Below are 23,391 nucleotides of genomic sequence, written 5' to 3'. Positions count from 1 at the left end.
AACAATCGGGTCGAAAATAGCCACCTGCCCTTTCGACGACGAGAGCGGGCAATGCTAAGATTCAGGCAAATGAAGACCCTACAGAAATTCGCCTCGGTCCATGCCAACGTCCACAATCATTTCAATCTCGAACGTCACCTCGTCGACCGCAAGACCTACAAGGAACGCCGCTCAGCCGCCCAGGCTGAGTGGCAATCGGTCATGGCATAGCGGCACCTTGCAAAAGCCCGACCTGCATCGTGGAGAGAGCGGTTCGCGTTAGACTGACAGCACCCATCATTTCTATGGGCGGGCAGCCTAGCACCTTTTATCGCACAGGGCAGTGCGGGAGTGCTGCTTCTTAGAATCCACTATCCACCCGATTAGGGTCGGCTCATGATGGAGACGAGCCTAATTCTCGAAAACGCCGGGTTTCGTGTCCACGAGTGCTTTGATGGAGACGAAGCAATAACGCTTTTAATAGAGCACTGGGAAAGCACGGTATTGCTGTTCTCGGATGTCGATATGCCGGGCACGATAATGGATTTGCGCTCGCGCGGCACGTCGCTGAGCATTGGCCGCTGATCGAGATCGTAATTGCCTCAGGCCACATGTCACCCAACACAGGGGACATGCCACAAAAGGCGACGTTCATTACGAAGCCATTCAACCAACGAATGGTTCATGAGCATCTCCGTGAAATGCTTCCAGATGACAAAAAACCTGAGCCGTTGAAGAAGGCGGTCTAAACGCGCGGCTTCTGCCGCCACTGAAACTATGACTCGCCGGACGCCGCGCTAGCGACTTTCGAAATTCGGGGACTGGAGACTAACCGCCTGTGCGCCCTAGGTTAGTTGCAATGACTTGGCGAGGGTCGAGCTTCAGAGTTAGTTGCCCAAAACCGCTGGACATGATCGGCCAATCTAAACAAAAATCGCGAGGTGAACAAACGTACGCTGCCAGGAAGGCGAAGGCGCGGTCGGAGTGACCAAGTTGGGTCGTGACGGCCCTCCCGAATCCCCCCTGTTCGGGAACGCTAAGCATTCCCATACTCCGTCTCCTTGCTGCAATTTCGGGAAAGAGCAATTGGGGACGGATTTGGAAAAGGCGGGCCTCAAGGTCTCCATTGGAGTGATCGCCAGGGCGTCGTCCCGGAACGGGTTCCCTTTTGAAAAGTTACCGGGACCATGACAAACCGATACGCCTCTCGTGCGGAGGTCGCAGGAACAGGAGTCGAGCCGTAATTGGAAAAGGTTGACCCCGATAATCGGTCGCTTCGTCATCCTTATTCAAGCCCATTGGGACCTTCTCCTCGCCTACGCGTAATGCCAGCATGCTTTGCAGGCTTTCGTATCGAGCCGATTAAGCTACTTTACCGCCCGCGATATGGAGTGGACCGATGTCATGAAATATGTCGGTCCCGCACAGCCTCTCCACGATCCGATCGAGTCGAGCCTCACCACGGCAGACGATCGCGTCTTGCTCAATCACTGGATGCCGCCGCAGTCGGGTATCGTTCCTCGTGTTCGCTTCAGAAAACGATGGTACAGCCTGCTCTGGGCGTTGCCTATCGCCTTCGTCTTTCTCGTCGTTGGCGTTGCCGTGGCGCAAGCACTACGGACGATGCCTGAAATCCAGGCGTTTCTGATCCGCTATCCTGGCTCGCCGCCAGGTGCCCGCGTCGTCACATCGGGCTTCCCGACCTGGCTTCGCGTCAGCCATTTTTTGAACCTCTTTTTCATGACGTTCATCATCCGGGCCGGCGTGCAGATATTGGCCGATCACCCCCGACTTTACTGGCATCGCGACTGCACGCCGGGCACCGACTGGTTCCGCTTTCAGAAGGCCGTTCCAACCGGCCGCGTCTGGACCGCCAAAGATGATTCAGTGACGATCCCGAGCTGGCTCGGAATCCCAGGTATTCGCCACTCGATCGGGTTGGCCCGCTGGTGGCATTTCTCGGTCAACGCGTTGTGGATGGTGAATGGCATTGCGATCTACGTCCTCCTGTTCGCTACGGATCAGTGGCAGAGGATAGTGCCGACGACCTGGGCAGTATTCCCAAACGCCTTCTCGACCGCGCTGCAATATTTGTCGCTGACGTTCCCCACTGACCATAGCTGGACGTACTACAACAGCCTGCAACAGCTCGCCTATTTCGCGACGGTCTTCATCGCAGCACCGACGTCGATCGTGACAGGTTTTATGCAAAGTCCTGCGCTCTCGAACCACCTCGGCTGGTTTGGCCGCGTCCTCAATCGGCAGCGGGCACGCTCGATCCACTTCCTCGCACTCTGGTGGTTCCTGCTGTTCATCCTGGCGCACGTCACGCTGGTGCTCATTACGGGCACACGAACGAACCTGAATATGATGTGGGCTGGCGTGCACGATGCATCCTGGAGCGGTTTCGCGGTCTTTGTCCCCTTGATCACGCTGGTGGCCATCGCTTGGTGGGCGGCTTCGCCGTTCACGATCCGGCATGCCAGGTTGGTGCAGCAGATCGGACGTTTCCTGATCGGACCGATCAAGGGTTGGGCGGAGTGGTGGGACCCGAAAAGTGAACTGACGGAAAAAGACATCTCCCCGTACTTCTGGCCAAATGGCACGATGCCGTCCTCCGCCGAGTTCGAAGCCTTGGTCGCGAACGGCTTTACGGATTACCGACTGCGTGTAGGCGGACTGGTCGAGCGACCATGCGAGTTCTCCTTGGCTGAGTTGCGCGCGATGCCGCAACAAGAGCAGATCACGACGCACTTCTGCATTCAAGGCTGGTCCGGTGTCGCAAAGTGGGGCGGCGTGCCGATGCGCCAGGTCCTCGATCTGGTGAAGCCGACCGCCAAGGCCCGTTATCTGGTATTCTATTCGTTGGCCGATGGAGCCGACGGCGGTCGCTATTATGACGTGCACCGGATCGAGAACATGCGTCATGCTTTGACGTTGTTGGCCATAGACATGAACGGCGAGCCAGTGAGCGTTCTTCATGGTGCTCCCGTGCGGCTACGGTGCGAGAACGAACTGGGCTTCAAAATGGTCAAGTGGGTCGCTGCCATCGAGTTCGTGCATGACTTTGCCGACCTTGGATCGGGACAAGGTGGTTACAATGAGGACCATGAGTTCTACGGCTACCGGATGCCGATTTGACCGCAGCGTTTCCGCTTGAGACTTTGGCGACGATGGCATGAACACGGTCCGCCTTGTACGCGGGATGGGCGAATACACATCCTCAAGCCTGGCCGGCCGATCCGCTACTTCCTTTCTGCGTAGCGTCGAGGATGACGTCGACTGTTTCCTCCGGCATGTCCCACATGGGAAAGTGGCCGCTGGACACGAACCAGTGCAGTTTCGCCGAGGGAAACGCCGCCATTGCACGCGCCGCCTGCCGCGGAAGACAGAGCCGATCATGCCTGCCCCATCCGATCACGATCCGGCCGGTGCCAGCGGCAGCGGGTCCGGTCTGCTCAGGACCGGTCGCAAGGCTATCGACCAGCGCATCGAATGTCGGTGTCAAACTAAGACCCATCAGCTCGGTCGCCACGGTTTGCGGATCGAGCGCCCACGGGTGCGCCGACAACTGGGCCAGCAGTGCAGTGCGCGACGCCGCATTCCGGCTCAGGATCGGCAGACCGGACCGGATCGCACGCAACAAGCGGCCTGAAGCGCCTATGGTGGTCTTGAAGAAGGTACGCTCCCAGCCACGCCAGAACCCGCCCGGATCAAGCGCGACGACGTTGCCGACACCGCCGCGTCGAGCGAGTTCGAGCACAATCCGCGCGCCCATCGAACTGCCAACGACATCAATCCCCGTCAGCGCATTGTCCACAATGTACCGCTGAACGCTGCCAACCAGACCATCGAACGTCCCGCTATCATGTTCAGCCGGAGTTTCGCCATGTCCCGGAAGGTCAACCGCGATGACCGTGCGGTTGGCGCTGAGCGCATCCAGAATGGTGCTCCACGATCGCCAGCTTCCACCCAAACCATGGATGAGCAGCAACTTGCGACCGGTGCCGCGCTGGATCTCGTTCATCTCGTATCGCCCTTGTTACCTAGAACGGCTCAACGATTAAGATCCGTGCTTGGGGCCAGCGGCTCCGCGACAATGACGATCATCCAACGACCTAATCTCCGCAGCAACGACATTGATCCTCGCAATTCCCGATTAACAAGCGTCCGCTTGTCGGAAGCGCTGGCGCCGACCTGAATGGCGGTTTGTGGGTCACAGAGGCGCGGCAGCTCACGACCAGAGCCGGTCATTCAAATCAGCTTCGGTCAACGTCTGGTGCTGACGGAAGCTGCCGATCGGGCTGCGCGGAGCGGCCGGTCGGCAGTCCGCCCGGTAACGCCACTCCCATGTCATATTTGAAGTCCCAGAAGCTGTCGTAGTAAGCGCTCACGGTACTAGCGGATCATCCGCTCAATCAGCTTTGGTCTGTCGCAACCTCGGTCTATGGACGCTGACGGAGGGCACGCATTTGAGAATTGCGATTGTCGATGAAAGTGCTGCGCGCGCGGCCGTGATCGAGGAAGGTCTGCGCGATGCTGGCCTCAGCGATGTCACGATCTTCGTCGATCGCCGCGGTATAGCCGCACGGCTCGAGTCGTTGTCGCCTGACGTCGTGCTGATCAACCTCGCCAATCCGCACCGCGATGAGCTCGAGGAGCTGTTCGCGTTGTCGAAGGCGATGGCGCGGCCGGTGGCGATGTTCGTCGACCAAAGCGATGTCGCGGGGATCGAGGCGGCGATCGATGCGGGCGTCTCGGCCTATGTCGTCGACGGGCTCAAGAAAGAGCGGATCCGCCCGATCCTCGAACTCGCGATCCGCCGCTTCCGCGCCTATTCGCGGCTGCGGACCGAGCTCGACGAAGCACGCGGCGCGCTCGCCGAGCGCAAGGCGATCGACGAGGCCAAGGCGCTGCTGATGAAGAAGCGCGGGATCGACGAGCCTGCGGCCTATGCCGCGCTGCGCAAGGCGGCGATGGATAGCGGGCGGCGGATCGGCGACGTCGCCGACGCGATCGTCACCGCGAACCGGCTGATGGGGGACCTATGACGACCACGCCGTTCCGCATCGGTTTCCTGCCGCTGGTCGACGCCGCCTTGCCGATCCTTGCGCGCGAACTCGGGTTCGCCGAGGCGGAGGGGATCGCGCTCGAGCTCGTGCGCGACATGAGCTGGGCGACCGTCAACGACCGATTGCTCTATGGCCATAGCGATGCCGCGCACCTGCTCGCGCCGCTGGCGATCGCGACGACGCTGGGGCTGGGGCGGCCGGCGACGCCGCTATCGGTGCCGTTCGTGCTCGGGCTCAACGGCAATGCGATCACGCTGCGGCCCGATCTCGCAGCGCAGGTCACTGCGGTGGGCGCGCCCGGCGACGTCGCGGCGATCGGGGCACGGCTTGCTATCGTCGCGCAGGCGGCGCGCGCGCGCGGCACGCCGCTGCGTTTCGGCGTGGTGCACCGCTATTCGAGCCACAATTACATGCTGCGCTATTGGCTGATCGGCTGCGGGATCGATCCCGATCGCGACGTATCGATCGTCACGGTCGCGCCGCCCTTCGCCGCCGATGCGCTCGCCGCGGGCGAGATTGACGGGATTTGCGTCGGCGAGCCGTGGAACAGCGTCGCGGTCGACCGCGGCGTCGGCGTGATCGTCGCGGTGACGTCGCAGATCTGGCTGCGCGGGGTCGAGAAGGTGCTGGCTATGCGCACCGCGCGGATGGAGGAGGATCCCGACCTCACGCATCGCCTGCTGCGCGCGCTTTACCGCGCGGGCGTGGCCTTCGTCGATCCGACGCGGCGCGAGGAGATTGCTGCTATCCTCGCGGGTCCCGACTATCTCGATGGGTCGGCTACGCTGATCGGCCACGCCATTTCGGACCGCATCGTGTTTGCGCAAGGCGCCGACCCGATCGACGTCCCCGATTTCATGTTCCAGCATCGCGAGGCGGCCAATTTCCCGTGGGTCAGCCAGGCGGCGTGGCTCTATGCGCAGATGTGCATCGCTGGCCACGCGACACCGAACCCAACCGATTATGACGCGGCGCAACGCGTTTTCCGCCCAGACGTCTATCGCGCCGCGCTGCGACCGCTCGGCGTACCGCTGCCGGGGGCGAGCTCGAAGCTAGAGGGCGGGATCGCCGGATCGCTTGGGGTCGGCACCACACAGGGCCGCTTGATCCTCGGTGCCGACCGATTCTTCGATGCGCGGAGCTTCGATCCGGCCGATCTCGCCGGCTATCTTGGCGGATTCGAAGCATAATCGGCCGCGCTGTAGAAAATTGTTGCGTTGCGGCGCGAATCGAGGCAGCTTTAGGTCATCGTCAAGACGCTGCAACGGGGTAGCGTTTTCGGCAACACCAACAATCTGGCAAAGTCGCCGTCGCGTCTCGAATGATCGAGCGCCGCGGCGGCTTTTTTGCGTTTGCTCGAGGGGAATCGGGACGATGACGCAGTTGCAGACAGAGTTTGACGCCGGGCTGGTGGGGACCAGCGCGCGAACCAAAGCGAAACCGAGCGACACCGGCTTCTGGCAGAGCGGGCACCGCCCGACGCTGATCGCCGCCTTCCTCTATTTCGATCTCGCCTTCATGGTGTGGGTGCTGCTCGGTCCGCTCGCGCCGATCATCGCCAAGGAACTGGCGCTGTCGCCCGCCGAGAAGGGCCTAATGGTCGCAGTGCCGACGCTTGCCGGCGCGGTGCTGCGGCTCGTCAACGGCCTGCTGGTAGACAAGATCGGGCCGAAGAAGACCGGTGCGATCGGGCAGATCATCGTCATTGCCGGCCTGTCGATCGGCTGGCTGTTCGGGGTGCACAGCTTCGAGGGCACGCTCGCGCTGGGCGTCGTGCTCGGCTTTGCGGGGGCAAGTTTCGCGGTCGCGCTGCCGTTGGCCTCGCGCTGGTATCCGGCCGAGCATCAGGGCAAGGCGATGGGGATTGCCGGCATGGGCAATTCGGGCACCGTGCTCGCCTCGCTGTTCGCGCCGATGCTCGCCAAGGCGTTCGGGTGGAACGCGGTGCTGGGGCTCGCGGTGATCCCGCTGGCGATCGTGTTCCTGCTCTACATGGCGATGGCGAAGGATTCGCCGAGCCAGCCCGCGCCCAAGCCGTTCGCCGCCTATCTGTCGGTGCTCAAGGAAGCCGACACCTGGTGGTTCATGCTGTTCTACGGCGTTACCTTTGGCGGCTTTGTCGGGCTGGCCGCCAGCCTGCCGGTCTATTTCACTGACCGTTTCGCGCTGACCCCGGTGACGGCGGGCTATTGCACCGCGGCGTGCGTCTTCGCGGGATCGCTGGTGCGGCCGATCGGCGGCGCGGTGGCGGACAGGATCGGCGGGATCAGCACGCTGACCGCGGTCTATCTGCTGGCGGCGCTCGTGCTGGTGGCGATCAGCACCGCGCCTGCCTCGCTGACCGTCTCGCTCGGCCTGTTCCTGCTGGTGATGGCGACGCTCGGTTTCGGCAACGGCGCGGTGTTCCAGCTCGTGCCGCAGCGCTTCCGCAGCGAGATCGGCGTGATGACCGGCCTCGTCGGCTTCGGCGGTGGGATCGGCGGCTTCTACCTCGCCTCCTCACTCGGCTTTGCCAAGCAGTGGACCGGCAGCACTTCGCCCGGCTTCCTGATCTTCGCCGGGCTCGCGGTCGTCGCCTTGCTCGGGATCCTCAAGGTTAAGCGCCACTGGCGCGGCAGCTGGACCGCGGCGAACGGAGCGCGGATCTGATGCGCGCGCTGTCGCTCCTCGCGCTGGGAGGGCTGGTGGCGACACCGGCCCTCGCCGACCCGCTCACCTTCTCCCCGTTGATTGATGCGCGGCTGCGCTACGAACATCTCGAGCAGGCGCCGCTTGCGAAGGACGCCGACGCCGTCACGCTCAGGCTCCGCAGCGGGTTCGAGGCGAAGCTCAGCGATTTCAGCTTTCTCACTGAATCCGAGGCGACGCTCGCGATCAACCCGGCGTACAACAGCGGGGTCAACGGCAAGACGGCGTACCCGATCGTTTCCGATCCGCAGAATATCGAGCTCAACCGGCTGCAGCTGCAATATCGCGGGCTCAAGCAGACCGTCGTCACCATCGGGCGACAGGCGATCAACCTCGACGACCAGCGCTTCGTCGGCGCGGTCGCGTGGCGCGACAATGAACAAACCTTCGATGCGGTGCGCGTCGAATGGTCGGCGATCAAGAACCTCAAGGCCGACGTCACCTATGCGAACACTGTCCGCACTATCTGGGGGATCGACGGTGGCAATCGCTTCGGTCCCGCGCGGCTGGGCGAGATCGGCGGTGACAATGTCTTCGTCAACTTGGCCTACAGGACCAGCCTCGGTACGCTAACGGGCTTTGCCTATCTGGTCGACCAGGACCAGCGGCAAGTGTTCGTCAATTCGAGCCAGAGCTATGGCGGGCGCTTCGCCGGGGCCTATCCGCTCAGCAAGACGCTCAAGGTGGCCTACCTCGCGAGCTTCGCGTCGCAAAGCGACTATCACCGCAACCCCAACCGCTATCACGCGGACTATTATGCGGGCGAACTCGGCATCGCCGTCAGGGCGCTGACGCTGACCGGCGGGTATGAGGTGCTCGGCGCGGACAGGGGTGTCGCGGTCACCAGCTTCCAGACCCCGCTCGCCACGTTGCACAAGTTCAACGGCTGGGCCGACAAGTTTCTCGTCACCCCGCCGAATGGCCTGCGCGATGCCTATGGCTCGGTCGGCTATGGCTGGAAGAAGGTCGCCGGGCTCGATGCGATCGCCCTGGTCGCCGCCTATCACCGCTTCGACAGCAACCGGCTCGGCCAACATTACGGCGATGAGGTCGATGCGCAGCTCAGCGTCAAGCAGGGCCGATACACCGCGCTCCTCAAATATGCCGACTATCGCGCCGATCGCTACGCGACCGACACCAAGAAACTCTGGCTCTCCCTGGATTGGGCTTTCTCATGACCAAACCGCATCTCATCGTCATCGGCAACGGCATGGCGGGCTGCCGCGCGGTCGAGGAAATCCTCGCGCGCGATGCGGAGCGCTATCGCATCACGATCTTCGGCGCCGAGCCGCACGTGAACTACAACCGCATCATGCTCTCGCCGCTGCTCGCCGGCGACAAGGCGTTCGACGACATCGTGATCAACGATCTCGCCTGGTATGCCGACAATGCGATCGAACTGGTGGCGAGCGACCCCGTCGTTGCGATCGACCGCAGGATCCAGACCGTCACGGCGCGTTCGGGCCGGGTCGAAAGCTATGACAAGCTGATCCTCGCGACCGGCTCGGACCCGTTCATCATCCCGGTGCCGGGGCATGATCTGCAGGGTGTCGTCACCTTCCGCGATATGGACGATGTCGGCGCGATGCTGCGCGCGGCCGACGCCGGGGGAGACGCGGTGGTGATCGGCGGTGGGCTGCTCGGGCTCGAAGCCGCGCATGGCCTTTCGCTCCGCGGCATGAAGGTGACCGTGCTCCACATCATGCCGACGCTGATGGAGCGTCAGCTCGACGAAGCGGCGGGCTGGCTGCTGAAGGCAGCGCTCGAGGCGCGCGGCCAGACGATCCTGACTGGCGCCGATACCGCCGAAATCTACGGTCAGGGCGAGGTAGAGGGCGTGCGCCTCAAGACGGGGCACGAGATCCCGGCGTCGCTCGTGGTGATGGCGGTCGGCATCCGCCCCAACGTCAAGCTGGCGCGCGGCGCCGATCTCGCGATCGGGCGCGGCATCCATGTCGACGATCACCTCGTCACCTCGGACGCCAACATCCTCGCGGTCGGCGAATGCGTCGAGCATAATGGCCTGGTTTACGGCCTGGTCGCGCCCTTGTGGGACATGTGCCGCAGCCTCGCCGACGGGCTCGTCGCGACGCCCTCGGGCTATACCGGCTCGGTCACCTCGACCAAGCTGAAGGTCTCAGGGATCGACGTCTTCTCGGCGGGCGATTTCTCGGGCGGCGATGGCTGCGAGGATATCGTCATGCGCGATGCGGCGCGCGGCATCTACAAGCGCGTGGTGGTCAAGGACGACCGCGTGATCGGCGCGGTGCTCTATGGCGATACGCAGGACGGCAATTGGTATTTCGACCTGCTCAGGAAGCAGCAGAACGTCGCCGAAATCCGCGATGCGCTGATCTTCGGCCAGGCCTTCGTCAGTGGAGGAGCGGCATCGGCAAACCCTAATGCGGCAGTCGCAGCGATGGCGGACGATGCCGAGATCTGCGGCTGCAACGGCGTCAGCAAGGGCAAGGTGGTCGGCGCGATCACGGACGGTGCGGTGACGCTCGATGCGGTGCGCGCTTGCACCAAGGCATCTGCCTCGTGCGGGTCGTGCACCAATTTGGTCGAAGGCCTGCTCGCGGTCACGCTGGGCGAGGCATTCGACGGCGAGCGCAGCGCGCCGACCGTGTGCAAATGCACCAGCTTCACGCATGAGGACGTCCGCCGACTGATCCTCGAGAAAGAGCTTAAGGCGATCCCGCAGGTGATGCAGGCGCTGCACTGGACGACGCCCGACGGCTGCTCGTCGTGCCGCCCGGCGCTCAATTACTATCTGCTATGTGCATGGCCTGGTGAGTTCATCGACGACAACCAGTCGCGTTTCGTCAACGAGCGAATGCATGCCAATATCCAGAAGGACGGCACATATTCGGTCGTCCCGCGGATGTGGGGCGGGGTCACCAACCCCAAGGAACTGCGCGCAATCGCCGATGTCGCCGAGAAATATGAGGCGCGCATGGTCAAGGTGACCGGCGGCCAGCGGCTCGACATCTTCGGGATCAAGAAGGAGGATTTGCCCGCGGTGTGGGCCGATCTCAACGCCGCCGGCATGGTCAGCGGCCACGCCTATGCGAAGGCGTTGCGCACCGTGAAGACGTGCGTCGGCTCCGAATGGTGCCGCTTCGGCACGCAGGATTCGACCGGGCTCGGAATCAAGACCGAACAGATGACCTGGGGCAGCTTCATGCCGCACAAGTTCAAGATCGCGGTGTCGGGCTGTCCACGCAATTGCGCCGAGGCGACGATCAAGGATTTCGGCGTGATCTGCGTCGACAGCGGGTACGAACTGTCGATTGGCGGCAATGGCGGGATCAAGCTGCGCGGCACCGATTTCCTGTGCAAGGTCGCAACCGAGCAAGAGGCGCTCGATCACTGCGCAGCGTTCATACAGCTCTACCGAGAGGAAGCGCGCTATCTCGATCGCACCGCGCCGTGGGTCGAGCGCGTCGGGCTCGACTATATCAAGGCGCGGATCGTCGAGGACGTCGAAGGCCGCGTGGCGCTGACTGCCCGCTTCCATTTCTCGCAGCGCTTCATGCAGGACGACCCGTGGGCGAAGCGCGCGGCGGGCGACGACTACAAACTCCACCAGCATCTCGCCGAAATCCGCCCTCTCGCGACGCCTTCGCTGGTGGCCGCGTGAGCGCGGTCGGCGAATGGCTGGACATCGGTCCGGTCGACCAGCTTCCCGCGCTCGGTGCGCGGACGTTGCCGGTACGCGGCGGGCGCGAGATCGCGATCTTCCACACCGCCAATGGCGAGGTCTATGCGCTCGCCAACCAATGCCCGCACAAGCAGGGGCCGCTCAGCCAGGGGATCGTCCACGATACTACGGTGACGTGCCCGCTGCATAACTGGCGGATCTCGCTCGTGACGGGCGAGGCGCTCGGCGAGGACAAGGGGTGCGTGCCGGTGATCCCGGTCAAGATCGATGGTGGCCGCATCCTGATCGGCCGCGCGGCGGCGCTGGAAGGCGTGGCTTGACCACGGTTAAGACCACTTGCGCCTATTGCGGCGTCGGCTGCGGCGTGCTCGCCACGCCCACCGGCGCACGCTCTGCGACGATCGCCGGCGACCCGGCCCATCCGGCGAATTTCGGCAAGCTGTGCTCCAAAGGCACGCATCTCGGCGAGACGATCGGCCTCGAAGGCCGCTTGCTCCACCCGATGATCGGCACCCGCCAGGCCAGCTGGGACGATGCGCTGGACCACGTCGCGCAGAGCTTCGCCGCGACGATCGCCGAATATGGCCCCGATAGCGTCGCGTTCTACGCCTCGGGCCAGATGCTGACCGAGGATTATTACGTCGCCAACAAGCTGATGAAGGGCTTCATCGGTACCGCTAATATCGACACCAATTCGCGCCTGTGCATGGCGAGCGCGGTGGCGGCGCATGTCCGCGCGTTCGGCGAGGATGTCGTGCCGTGCAGCTATGACGATCTCGATGCCGCCGATCTGATCGTGCTGGTCGGATCGAACACCGCCTGGTGCCATCCCGTGATCTGGCAGCGGATTGAGGCGGCGCGGGCGGCGCGCGGCACCAAACTCGTGGTGATCGACCCGCGCCGCACCGAGACCGCCGAGCGCGCCGACCTCCATCTCGCGATCGCCCCCGATAGCGACGTCGCACTATTCACCGGACTGCTCGCACACATGCGTTCGAGCTGGCGGCTCGACGGCAAGGCGCTGGCGGAGCGCGTGCACGTTCCCGACGGCTTCTGGAAGTCGCTGCCGAAGCCAGATGTCGCGCGAGTCTGCGACATCACCCCCGCCGACCTGCAGGCGTTCTACGATCTGTTCGCGGATCACCCGCGCACGATCACTCTGTTCAGCCAGGGCGTGAACCAGTCGACCAGCGGGACCGACAAGGCGAACGCGATCATCAACCTTCATCTCGCCGCCGGCCGTATCGGGAAACCCGGCGCGGGGCCCTTCAGCATCACCGGCCAGCCCAATGCGATGGGCGGTCGCGAGGTCGGCGGACTCGCCTCGACGCTCGCCGCGCATATGGGATTCTCGGATGCCGAGCGCGACCGCGCGCAACGCTTCTGGCACGCGCCGACGATTTGCCCCGGTCCCGGTCTGAAGGCGGTCGACATGTTCGAGGCGATGGCCAAAGGCAAGATCAAGGCAGTGTGGATCATGGCGACCAACCCCGCTGTGTCGATGCCCGATGCGCGCATGGCGCGCGTTGCGCTCGCCAACTGCCCGTTCGTCGTCGTGTCGGACTGCATCACCGAGACCGATACGCTGCGCTTTGCGCAGGTGAAGCTGCCCGCGCTCGGCTGGGGCGAGAAGGACGGTACGGTTACCAATTCCGAGCGCCGCGTGTCGCGCCAGCGCGCGTTCCTGCCCGATCCGGGCGAGGCGCGCGCCGACTGGTGGCAAATCGCCGAGGTTGCGCGGCGCATGGGCTTTGCCGGCTTCGATTTTCCGAGCGCCGCGAGCGTCTTCCGCGAATTTGCCGCGCAGACCGGGTTCGAGAATGATGGCGCGCGGCTGCTCGACATTTCCAGCCAGGCGGCGATCTCCGACGCCGACTATGCCGGCATGGCACCGTTCCAATGGGGCGGCGCCTCGCCTTTCGCCGGGCGCGCTTTCCCGACCCCCGACGGCAAGGCGCGGCTCGTTCCCGTCGTCCACAACCCGCGCGATGATGCCAGCCGCGCCTATCCCTTGCGGCTCAACACCGGCCGCTACCGCGACCAGTGGCATACGATGACGCGCACCGGGCTGTCGCCCAAGCTGTCGCAGCACCGCCGCGAGCCGCTGGTCGAGGTCCATCCCGATACCGCGCAACGTCTCGGCCTTGCCGACGGAGCGCTCGCCCGGGTCGAGACGCCGAACGGCGCGAGCATCTTTCGCGTGTCGATCACGCCTGAGCAGCGCCGCCGCGAACTATTCGTGCCGATCCACTGGACCGACCAGACCAGCGCCGGTGGCCGCACCGGATTGCTCCCCGGCAACGATCGCGATCCGATCTCGGGTCAGCCCGGCTTCAAGAACACCCCCGCGCGCGCCGGATCGTACAAGCCCGACTGGACCGGCTTCCTCGTCTCGCGCGAGCGGCCGGGCATCCCGGATTGCACCTATTGGACACGAATCCGCACCGCGAATGGCTGGCTGGTCGAACTGGCGGGCGACGGCGATCCAGCGGCCATGACCGCGCTGATGCCCACGGGCGAGCGCGCCGAGATGATCGATGCGCGCCGCGGCGTAGTGCGCTCGGCAGTGATGGCGGAGGGGCAGTTGCAGGCGGCGTTGTTTGTGTCGCGCAGCGCCGGCCTGCCGCCGCGTGACTGGCTGATCAGGCAGCTCGGCGCGGACGAAGCCTCTTCGTTCGAAGTGCTTGCCGGGCGCCCTGCTACTCCTGCCCCCGATCGCGGCGCGATCGTTTGTGTCTGCTTCGACGTCGGCCTCAATACGCTCTTAGCCGCGATCACCGACCAGCGGCTCGTCAGCGTGGAGGCGGTCGGCGCGGCGATCGACGCCGGCACCAATTGCGGCTCGTGCCGCCCCGCCATCGCCAAGCTGCTGCCCGTCCAGGAGAGTGTCCATGTCTGAAGTGATCGCACCCGGCGACGTCTGGCTGGTCGGCGCCGGCCCAGGCGACCCCGATCTGCTCACGCGCAAGGCCGAGAGGCTGATCGGCGCGGCCAGCATCGTCTTCTACGATGCGTTGGTCGGACCGGGAGTACTCGATTTGATCCCTGCGCATGTCACGCGCGTCTCGGTCGGCAAACGCTCGGGCCGCCATTCCAAGACGCAGGGCGCGATCGACGCGCTGTTGGTCGAGGCTGCGCTCGCCGGGGAGCGGGTGGTGCGGCTGAAGGGCGGTGATCCCTCGATCTTCGGCCGCTCGACCGAGGAAATCGACGCGCTTGCCCGCCACGGCCTTCGCGTGCGGATCTGCCCGGGCATCACCGCAGCGAGCGCCGCAGCGGCCAGCGCCGGCGTGTCGCTTACGCTGCGCGGATCGGCGCGTGAGCTGCGTTTCGTAACCGCCCACGCGCGTGCTGGCCAGCCGCTGGATCTTGACTGGGCGGCGCTTTCGGATTCCTCCGCGACCCTAGCCTTTTACATGGGCCGCGGTGCGGCGGCAGATATCGCCAGCCAGCTTATTGCAAACGGCCTCGCGCCGGTTACCCCGGTGCTCATCGCGAGCGATGTCAGCCTTCCGTCGGAACGTCTCGTCCATACCCGACTCGATTTGCTGGCGCTGGTGATCGATCGTGCCTCGGGTGCCGGCCCCGCTTTAATCTTGGTCGGCGAAGCAATGCGCGCCCAAACTGCGCCGAAACTTGTCCGGGCTGCGTACGAGGCTAGCGGCAGCGGCACTCTCGCCGTCGGTATGCTCGCGGTGTCGTCAGCAGCGATTTGATCGCTCGATGACTACCGGTCACTCATTTCTTTGCCATGCCGTGGGTTGCATGCAGCTTTGATGTCCGGTGTGGTTTGAAGCTGCCGTTCGCGGAGCAAGCAGCGAATGGCGGCAAAGTCCCAATTCACGTCGTTTCAGCGAAGCTGCGGTGCGATCGCGAACCGATGAATGAGTGTCCGGAGTTGGGAAGCGCAAGAGGGGCGCTGTGCGTCCATGATTGGGTCTGCTGAGACCTCCGTTCGTCCGGAAACACAGGCGCACCCTCCACGCCAACTCCGAGATAGCGCACCCTACTGTCAATTTTTGCGTGGCCAAGTGGAAATTGAACGGACTGGAGATTGCCCGTCGCCTCATAAATGATTGACGCTTTTGCCCGCCGGCGCGAGCGAGTGCCGTAGTTTTGGGGCTGGAGGCTTATGCCAGCGACCCATTCGTGGACCAAGCGAGAATATTGGTATGTACTCATGCGGCCCATGGGGTCGTTCCGGCTGATGAGGCTCCGTCGCTCGGCGAGCCGCCGCACCGCTCCAGCCACGCGGGCATAGTCTTGAGGGCGGTGTCCATCCGTTTGAATTGAACTGGCCGATTGGGCTCTTGCTGAACGACAAAAATCCGATCGCGGACGCGTCTGCGTTAAACGACGTCAGCGGCGCCCAAAAGGGCCCACGCTCGGCACTCGCCGACCTACAAGTCAACAGTGCCCCGAGCGTTGTGCCAGACCCGATGCGAAGCCATGAGCGTTTCGGGATCGCGGGTCAGCCACGGGGCGAGTCAGCGACAATGGCTGTGCGTCAATGTCTGCATCGCCTTCGCCAGTCGCGCACCCAGTTCGCGTTGAGCGGCCGTGCTGAGGTGCAGATCATCCGAGTTACGGGGGAGCCCGGCGGCAGGAACCATCGTCACGCACCTGGTTTCCTGTCCCGCTTCCATCTGCTGCTGACGGATGACTTCCCAGCTGGGGTAACGCAGCGCGTCTAGCGTCGGCTTGTCCGAAAGCTGCACAAAGGCGATCGGCAGTCGAGACTGTTTCAGATCGGCGCGGAAGGCAGCGACAATGGTCGCGAAAGTGCCACGCCAACGTGCGGCGCTTGCCGGCGCCTTCTCGGCATCGGACTCGCCCTGGTACCACAGGATGCCGGCAACATGGCCGCCGGCCTCCCGGATGCGGGCGATACAGGATCCGTATAGCGTGTCGCGTCCACCCCCTGGCGCCCACCGGCCGATCGTTGTGCCACCCTTAGCACAGGGCACGACAGCGACGGGGCGGTGGGACGCGGCGCTTATTGTCCGGGCAAAGAACAGGCCAGGCCCGACGGCGGCTTGACGATCAACCGACACGGCATCGATCTGGCCGGTAGCGTCGTCCAGCGGATCGACTGCCGGATGCCACTTTCCGTCATTGCTGTAGACCCGGATGTTCGCATCGATAGAGCGCTCGCTCGGCGTGAGATCGGTCAGCGCTCCCCGCCCAGACATGTTGGACTGACCGGCCAGCACGTAGACGTCGAATGTCTGCGGCGGGAGTGCTGCCCCCGACGTGGCGAGGAGAGCGAGCGAGGCGCCGCCAACGCAGGTCACCGAACGCATTTGCCTGGCCATCGACCTCTTTCTTGCTTGACCACTTGGTATTACCATATGATGGTGAGCAATAACAATATCTGATATTCGCCGTGTGGCGGATGAGCAGGCCGGCAGGAGAGCGGTGTGAAAAAGACCTTAGGATCGCTGCTCTGCGTGGCCGGGTTGGCTGCTTCCGACCCGGCGATTGCGCAACGCGCATCGACCACCGTGGCTTCGCCGCGGCAAAGCTTCGAGTTCAGCCGCGACTGGCGGATGCATGTCGGAGACGATCCTCGCTTTTCGGGGGAGAAGGCGAACGATGCGGCGTGGCGGGCGGTAACGCTGCCGCGTGCCTTCAACGAGGACCAGGCATTCGCCGTCGGAGGGCATGACCATGCAGAGGGCATTATCTGGTATCGCAAGCACTTCCACCTACCGGTGACCGCGCCGCGCGGTCGCGCGCTGCTCGAGTTCGAAGGTGTGCGGCAGGCCGCCGACATCTGGGTCAACGGCACCAAGATGGGGTTCAGCGAGAATGGCGTGATGGCGTTCGGCGTAGACATCACGTCGGCGCTGAAGCCAGGCGACAACGTCGCGGCGGTGCGCGTCGACAACCACTGGGATTATCGCGAGCGCGCGACCGGGTCCAAATTCCAATGGGAAGACAAGAACTTCTTCGCCAATTTCGGTGGCATCAACAAACCGGTGAAGCTGCACCTGACGGGACCGGTCTATCAGACGCTGCCGCTGTACAGCACGCTGGGTACCACCGGCGCATATATCTGGGCGGACGGTTTCGACATCGCCGCCGCGGCCGCGACGGTGCACGCCAGCAGCCAAGTGCGCAATGAGAGCGAAGCGCCGATGGCCGTCAGCTACGGCGTGGTCGTGCGCGACCTGCGCGGCAAGGTGATCGCCAGTTTCAATGGAGATCGGCAGACGATCGCGCCCGGCACCGCGGCGACGCTCTATGCGCAGCAGCGGCTGACCGGGCTCCATTTCTGGAGTTGGGGCTACGGCTATCTCTACACGGTTACCGGCGTGCTGAAGGACGCCGCGGGCCGAGTGATCGATGCGGTGGACACGCGCACCGGCTTCCGCGCGACCGCGTTCGATCACGGCGTGATAAAGCTCAATGGCCGCGTATTGCAGCTCAAGGGCTATGCACAGCGCACGACCAACGAATGGCCTGCGGTCGGCCCCGACGTGCCGCCCTGGATGAGCGACCTGTCCAACGCGCTGATTACCGGCAGCAACGGCAACCTCGTGCGCTGGATGCACGTTACCCCCGCCAAGCAGGACGTCCTGTCCGCCGATCGTCTGGGCCTGATCCAGGCGATGCCGGCCGGTGACAGCGAAGGCGATCCCAGGGACGACGTGCGCTGGAAACAGCGCTTGGCATTGATGCGCGATGCGATGATCTACAATCGCAACAACCCCTCGATCCTGTTCTACGAAAGCGGCAATAAAAGGATTACCGAGGCGCATATGGCAGACATGCTCGCGCTCAAGCGGCAATGGGATCCAAACGGTGGTCGCGTGATCGGTTCGCGCGAGATGCTGGGGAGTACCACCGCCGAATATGGCGGCGAGATGCTGTACATCAACAAGAGCGCGTCCAAACCGCTGTGGCAGATGGAATATTCGCGCGACGAAGGCGCGCGCGCCTATCAGGACGACTGGACGCCGCCGTTCCACAAGGACGCGCCCGACTATAACCGCAACGTCGAGAGTATGGCGGTGGAGGATGCGCGCCGCTGGCTCGATTATTACGACCAACGGCCCGGCGGTGGCGACCGCAGCAACGCCGGCGGCGTGAAGATCGGGTTCACCGACTCCAATTCGCATTTCCGCGGCGACAACAATTACCGCCGCTCGGGCGTGGTCGATGGCCTGCGCCTGCCCAAGGATCCCTGGTACGTCCACCAGAGTATGTGGGACGGCTGGGTCGAGAGTGGCGGGCACCACCTGCACATGATCGGCCATTGGACCTATGGATCGGGTGTGGTGAAACCGGTCTACGTCACGTCCAATGGCGACAGCGTAGAGCTGTTTCTCAACGGTCGCTCGCTCGGCAAGGGCACGCGTGAAGGATTCCTGTTCACCTTCAAGGACGTCGCCTATGCGCCGGGCACGCTGAAGGCGGTCGCCACGTTCAAGGACGGGCGGACGGCGGAGCAGATACTGACCACCGCCGGCGCGCCGGTCGCGCTTCGGCTGACACCCCACACCGGCCCGCGCGGTCTCGTGGCCGATGGGTCGGACCTGATGCTGGTCGATGTGGAAGTGGTGGATGCGAAGGCCCAACGCGTGCCAACCGCGTTCAATCCCATAGACTTCACGCTGGATGGCCCCGCCGAATGGCGCGGTGGCATGGCGCAAGGCGATAGCTCGGGCAAACCGCGGTCGACCGTCGCCGTCATGGCACAGCAAACGCCTGGCACCACCTCCACCATCGGAACGGCCCGCGGCGAGGACAATTACATCCTGTCGAAACACCTGCCCGTGGAACTCGGCATCAACCGCGTCCTAGTCCGCGCCGGCATGACCCCGGGCACCATCAGGCTGACCGCCACGGCACCCCGCCTTGGATCGGCCTCGCTGACGATGACCAGCAAAGCCGTCCCGATCAGCGGCGGCCTTTCGACCAGCTTTCCGGAGGACGCGCAGCCCTCTGACCTGTCCCGCGGGCCGACCCCGGTGAAGGAGACGGTCGTCCAGCGCGCGCGCACGATCCCCGTTGCCGCAATCACCGCCGGGTCGAATCGGGCAAGCGCCGGCAACGCGCATGATGACGACGAGGCGACGACCTGGAGCAGCGACGGCAGCCCCGGTACGGCATGGATCGAATATCGCTTCGCCAGGCCCGAGCGGGTTTCGGCGCTGTCGCTGCGGCTGACCGGCTGGCGCATCCGCGCCTATCCGATCCGCGTCACGCTGGACGGCAAGGTGGTGTTCGAGGGGGCCACCTCCAAGTCGCTTGGCTACGTCAATCTGGCGATGACACCCGCCATCGGATCGCGGCTGCGCATCGCGCTGACCGGACCGACCGCCGACCGCGATGCTTTCGGCAATATCGTCGAGGTGAAGAACGACAAGGTCGCCGAAAGTGTCGGCGCGAACGCGGTGCCTGCCGGATGGCGGCTTAGCATTGTCGAAGCAGACATTCTCGGGCCGTTGGCAACGAGCCGATAATCCAGCACACGCATGACGTATTGGTTGATTATGGTCGAGAGGGGCACTGCGGCACAGCACCTGGCGATCGCACAACTCGAGGTGCAATGACCGCCTCAATGGCGCTTTCGCGGGCGATAATATTGGCGGCACGCGCCTCAGCCTTGCCGGCGCGCTCAAGGGTAACGTGATTATGACGTCCGCACCCGAAGTTCGCATCCGCCGGATCGGAAGGCCAGCCCCGCCGTGCGGTGGACATGAACGAGCGGCTGCTTGTTGGAGGCGATCAGTCCGCGCTGAATGGCCGGAACTGGGTCTGAGTCGTCCGGGTGCGACAGGGTGCGCATTGCGCTCGCGCTGGACGTTGCGGCGGATCACGGGCAAGTCCAACGTGAACTGGGGGGCGATAGATCATGAAGGGTTTGAGCAGCACACTTTCGGACCGTCAGGCGCTGTGGGCCTTCTTGCTCGGCTGCCTGGCAGTCACTGTGGGTGTGTGTGCCCATTTGCCGATGTTCGCGATGGCGCGGGCGATGCACTACCGTCTGGTCGGCATGCCGATGGATATGCCGATGCTAATTGGCATGGCGCTGATCGTCGCCGGGACGCTGCTCGCCGGTTACGGCCTGTTGCCCCGCAATCTGGCGGCGCAGCGCGCTTCCGCGGCCGATATCGTCGTCGCCGCGCCGGAGGACGCCCCACTGGGGCCGGCACATTGGGGGCTGATGGCGGTGCTGGTCGTGGCGCTGGTGATCGACGTGATGAAGCCAGCCTCGCTCGGCTTCACCGTGCCCGGCATGATCAGCGAATATGGCGTGCCCAAGAAAACCGTCTCGCTGGTGCCCTTCTTCGCGCTGGCGGGCACCGTGACAGGGTCGATGCTCTGGGGCTGGATCGCGGATATGTACGGGCGCAAGGCGTCGATACTGCTGTCTGCCGTGATGTTCGTCGGGACGTCGATCTGCGGCGCCATGCCGTCGCTCGCCTGGAACATCGCGATGTGTTTCATGATGGGCGCCGCGGCGGGGGGCATGCTGCCGGTAACCTACGCGCTGCTCGCCGAGATGATGCCGAGCCGCCATCGCGGCTGGAGCTTGGTGCTCGTCGGCGGACTGGGTGCGGTTGGCGGCTATTTCGCGGCCAGCGGCCTATCGGCGATCCTGCAGCCGATATTTGGCTGGCGGATCCTCTGGCTCGCCAACCTACCGTCCGGCCTGCTGCTCGTCGCGCTGGGCGCGCTGATCCCGGAGTCGGCCAAGTTCCTGCTAGCACGCGGACGAGTGGAGGAAGCGGAGCAGGTCATGCGCCGTTTCGGAGCCACGGCGCATCGTGCGAGCGAGACGGGGATCGCGCAGCAGCGCGGCCCCCAAGCGCTGATTGGGCTGCACCTGTACGGCAAATTGGCCGCGCTCAGTATCTGCGCGCTGTCCTGGGGACTGATAAACTTTGGTCTGCTTCTCTGGTTGCCAGCCGATCTCGTGGCCAAGGGTTATTCGGTCGGCTTGTCTAGCCGGCTCCTTGCCGAAAGTGCCTTAATTGCTTTCCCGACAGTGTTCGTCGCGGCGCTGCTGTACAGTCGATGGAGCACAAAATGGGCGCTGGCGACGATGATTGCCGTTACGCTAGCCGGTCTGCTCTTGGTCCTACGGCTCGAAGCGACTGGCACTGGGAGTCCGGTCCTGCCGGTCGCGTTGCTGATCGTCGGCACGAACGGCATCATCGCGACCGTGTTGCCCTATACCGCTGAAAGCTTCCCGCTCGCGGTACGCGGCCGGGCAACGGGCTGGGTGGCCGCCTGTACCAAGGGTGGCGGCCTGGTGGCCCAAGGCCTGACCATCTCTGGAATAGTGCTCTCGATGGGCGTGTCGTCTCTGCTGGCCATGATCCCGACCGCGGTCTCGTTCGGCCTGGTGGCTTGGTTCGGCCGCGAAACGCGAGGGCGCGACCTGCGCGATCTCGACGTCGACACCGGTCAGCTCGAATAAGTGTCGGCATAGGCACTGCTTGCATGCTGTGCAGCATGCGAGCAGCGTTCAGTCGCGTAGATGCGCATCTGCGCGCCTATTGGGTCTCCGCCGCTGCGCCGTTTGAACGCGCCCGGACACCTTTCGCCTCTAGGAAACGGCCTTCTCAGCGTTGCGCAAAAGAGGTCTATCGGTGGATTCCGAGTGGCGCTGAGCGCCGTCGATGCTTCGCGCCGATCAATCGAGCGCGAAACGCCCCCTGTGTTCGTTAAGAAAATAGGCCGGGGCATTGCAGCCCCGGCCTAGTCCCACCACCGCAAAATCAGTTGCCATCTTCTCGGTCGGCGAAGCTGGTATACATCATCTCAAGATTGCAGCTAGCCTCAACGGCGATCGCGTTGGCGTGCCAAGGCGAGCACGTAGCACATGAACCGATGTCCGCTTTCCGGCGGCGGCAATCGCACGGTGAACGGCTGGAAGTGGGTCTTTACTGACTGATCGCGCTCCAGCCGAATGAGTCATCGATTACTTACCGGCAGCATCCGCTGCCGCTGCACCGCCCAGAGCGGATCGATCGCGTCAGTGGCGGTCAGGCTCGATCCATCGACACCCGGCAGCAGCGCGCCTTTAAGGATTGCATCGACCACCGCCGGCGCCAAAAACGCGAGCCGCAGCACGCGTGTGATGTACGCCGGCTGCACCCCCTCGATCTCGCCGAGCGTCTTGATGTCCACGTCACCCACTCGCAGCCGAGCCCACCAGCGCCGCGCTTTCAGCACCAGCTTGATCAGCGAGAGGTTTGGCGGTGAGACAATGGCAGCACCGTCCTGTCCGATCAGTCGCATCGCCCTGCCCGTCCGCGTCAGCCGGACGTCCGCGGTGAGCGTGAACACGTCCGAACTGTCGTCCTCGCGTTGTGCGCCGATCGCCTCGGCGAGGACACTGGCGGAGCAGTCAACCTCGAGGCTGCTGCGATGGATGCGCACCTGCTGCACTAGATCCTGAAATAGCGCGGAGCGCCGCATCGCGACCTCCGCCCCCACCTCGACCGACCGCGCCATAAGGGTGGCGATATCGCTGGGCGTGACGATCAGCCCTGATTTGGCGCTTAGTGCCAGTCCGTCCTCGAACAGTGAAGCGAGGCGCTTCAACACCACCGCTTCGATCTCGCGCGCGGGGACCCGCATGCCGCCGTCGCCGGTGCGATCGTGCAGTGTGCGGCTGGTGTAATAGCGGTAGCGCACATTGCCCTTGTTGGCATGCGTCGAGATCAGCGGCTCGCCCTGCTCGTCGACCAGCTTGCCCGCGAGCAAGGCCGGGTGCGCTGCACGAACGCCGCTGCGTTCACCCTGCAAGTTGCCGGCGAGAATTGCCTGGGCAGTGTCCCACGTCTCGCGTGTGATGATCGCATCGTGCAGGCCCGGATAAATTTGTCCCTTATGGTGGATCTCCCCGATATAGATGCCGCATTTGAGGATCGAATAGATCTGACCCCGGCTAAGCGGCACACCGCCATGGGTTCTTCCAGTGCCCGTCGTTCGGACCGGCGAGCGGTGTCCGTCGCGCTCGAGCTG

16 protein-coding genes are annotated in these 23,391 nt (G+C 64.1%); 13 read left to right on the top strand and 3 right to left on the bottom strand.

Annotation, left to right across the window (positions count from 1 at the left end; all coding sequences use genetic code 11):
* The 3 genes from ACP7C5_RS18800 to ACP7C5_RS18790 form a co-directional block, all read left to right on the top strand.
* On the top strand, window positions 1-210 hold a 210-nt coding region (locus tag ACP7C5_RS18800), incomplete at its 5' end, for a DDE-type integrase/transposase/recombinase (RefSeq protein ID WP_426263363.1).
* 165 nt (window positions 211-375) lie between these two features.
* Window positions 376-564 carry a hypothetical protein gene (locus tag ACP7C5_RS18795; protein ID WP_426265455.1) on the top strand — a complete coding sequence of 63 codons (189 nt, stop codon included), beginning with the start codon at window positions 376-378 and terminating at the stop codon, window positions 562-564.
* A gap of 819 nt (window positions 565-1,383) precedes the next feature.
* On the top strand, window positions 1,384-3,120 hold the full coding sequence (locus ACP7C5_RS18790; protein WP_426265454.1) for a molybdopterin-dependent oxidoreductase: 1,737 nt from the start codon (window positions 1,384-1,386) through the stop codon (window positions 3,118-3,120).
* A gap of 82 nt (window positions 3,121-3,202) precedes the next feature.
* On the opposite strand, the gene ACP7C5_RS18785 is transcribed toward ACP7C5_RS18790, so the two are convergent.
* Window positions 3,203-4,006: an alpha/beta fold hydrolase gene (locus ACP7C5_RS18785; RefSeq protein WP_426265453.1), complete on the bottom strand. Its 804-nt coding sequence runs from the start codon at window positions 4,004-4,006 to the stop codon at window positions 3,203-3,205.
* 445 nt (window positions 4,007-4,451) lie between these two features.
* Here ACP7C5_RS18785 and ACP7C5_RS18780 point away from each other — a divergent pair, with 445 nt between their 5' ends.
* From ACP7C5_RS18780 to cobA, 8 genes are all read left to right on the top strand, one after another.
* Entirely contained in the window at window positions 4,452-5,030 is a 579-nt protein-coding gene (locus tag ACP7C5_RS18780) for an ANTAR domain-containing response regulator (RefSeq protein WP_426265452.1), read from the top strand.
* Window positions 5,027-6,241 carry an ABC transporter substrate-binding protein gene (locus ACP7C5_RS18775; RefSeq protein WP_426265451.1) on the top strand — a complete coding sequence of 405 codons (1,215 nt, stop codon included), beginning with the start codon at window positions 5,027-5,029 and terminating at the stop codon, window positions 6,239-6,241. Before ACP7C5_RS18780 ends, ACP7C5_RS18775 begins: the two co-directional genes overlap by 4 nt.
* A 193-nt stretch (window positions 6,242-6,434) precedes the next feature.
* Entirely contained in the window at window positions 6,435-7,700 is a 1,266-nt protein-coding gene (locus ACP7C5_RS18770) for a nitrate/nitrite transporter (RefSeq protein ID WP_426265456.1), read from the top strand.
* Complete coding sequence (locus ACP7C5_RS18765; RefSeq protein ID WP_426265450.1) at window positions 7,700-8,917, top strand: alginate export family protein; 1,218 nt, start codon at window positions 7,700-7,702, stop codon at window positions 8,915-8,917. Before ACP7C5_RS18770 ends, ACP7C5_RS18765 begins: the two co-directional genes overlap by 1 nt.
* The gene (gene nirB, locus ACP7C5_RS18760; protein WP_426265449.1) at window positions 8,914-11,382 is read left to right on the top strand and encodes a nitrite reductase large subunit NirB; all 2,469 of its coding nucleotides are present in this window, start codon (window positions 8,914-8,916) and stop codon (window positions 11,380-11,382) included. The genes ACP7C5_RS18765 and nirB overlap by 4 nt, the downstream gene beginning before the upstream one ends.
* Window positions 11,379-11,723 (top strand): nitrite reductase small subunit NirD, encoded by a 345-nt coding sequence (gene nirD, locus ACP7C5_RS18755; RefSeq protein WP_189677566.1) that lies wholly within the window; start codon window positions 11,379-11,381, stop codon window positions 11,721-11,723. Before nirB ends, nirD begins: the two co-directional genes overlap by 4 nt.
* On the top strand, window positions 11,720-14,302 hold the full coding sequence (locus tag ACP7C5_RS18750; protein ID WP_426265448.1) for a molybdopterin-dependent oxidoreductase: 2,583 nt from the start codon (window positions 11,720-11,722) through the stop codon (window positions 14,300-14,302). Before nirD ends, ACP7C5_RS18750 begins: the two co-directional genes overlap by 4 nt.
* On the top strand, window positions 14,295-15,119 hold the full coding sequence (gene cobA / locus ACP7C5_RS18745; RefSeq protein WP_426265447.1) for a uroporphyrinogen-III C-methyltransferase: 825 nt from the start codon (window positions 14,295-14,297) through the stop codon (window positions 15,117-15,119). Before ACP7C5_RS18750 ends, cobA begins: the two co-directional genes overlap by 8 nt.
* A gap of 771 nt (window positions 15,120-15,890) precedes the next feature.
* Here cobA and ACP7C5_RS18740 read toward each other — a convergent pair.
* The gene (locus tag ACP7C5_RS18740) at window positions 15,891-16,706 is read right to left on the bottom strand and encodes a sialate O-acetylesterase (protein WP_426265446.1); all 816 of its coding nucleotides are present in this window, start codon (window positions 16,704-16,706) and stop codon (window positions 15,891-15,893) included.
* A 117-nt stretch (window positions 16,707-16,823) separates the two neighbouring features.
* Between ACP7C5_RS18740 and ACP7C5_RS18735 the strand changes: the two genes are divergently transcribed.
* Together ACP7C5_RS18735 and ACP7C5_RS18730 are read left to right on the top strand one after the other, a co-directional pair.
* Window positions 16,824-19,874, top strand: coding sequence for a DUF4982 domain-containing protein (locus tag ACP7C5_RS18735; protein WP_426265445.1), 3,051 nt, complete (start codon window positions 16,824-16,826; stop codon window positions 19,872-19,874).
* Between the two features lie 392 nt (window positions 19,875-20,266).
* Window positions 20,267-21,838, top strand: a complete 1,572-nt coding sequence (locus ACP7C5_RS18730) for an MFS transporter (protein ID WP_426265444.1) — start codon at window positions 20,267-20,269, stop codon at window positions 21,836-21,838.
* Between the two features lie 497 nt (window positions 21,839-22,335).
* Here ACP7C5_RS18730 and ACP7C5_RS18725 read toward each other — a convergent pair.
* A partial coding sequence (locus tag ACP7C5_RS18725) for a recombinase family protein (protein ID WP_426265443.1) occupies window positions 22,336-23,391 on the bottom strand: 1,056 nt, incomplete at its 5' end.

This window comes from Sphingomonas sp. PWP1-2 (assembly GCF_049898305.1).
GTDB lineage: Bacteria > Pseudomonadota > Alphaproteobacteria > Sphingomonadales > Sphingomonadaceae > Sphingomonas > Sphingomonas glacialis.
This window is presented reverse-complemented; position numbering and strand designations above follow the sequence as displayed.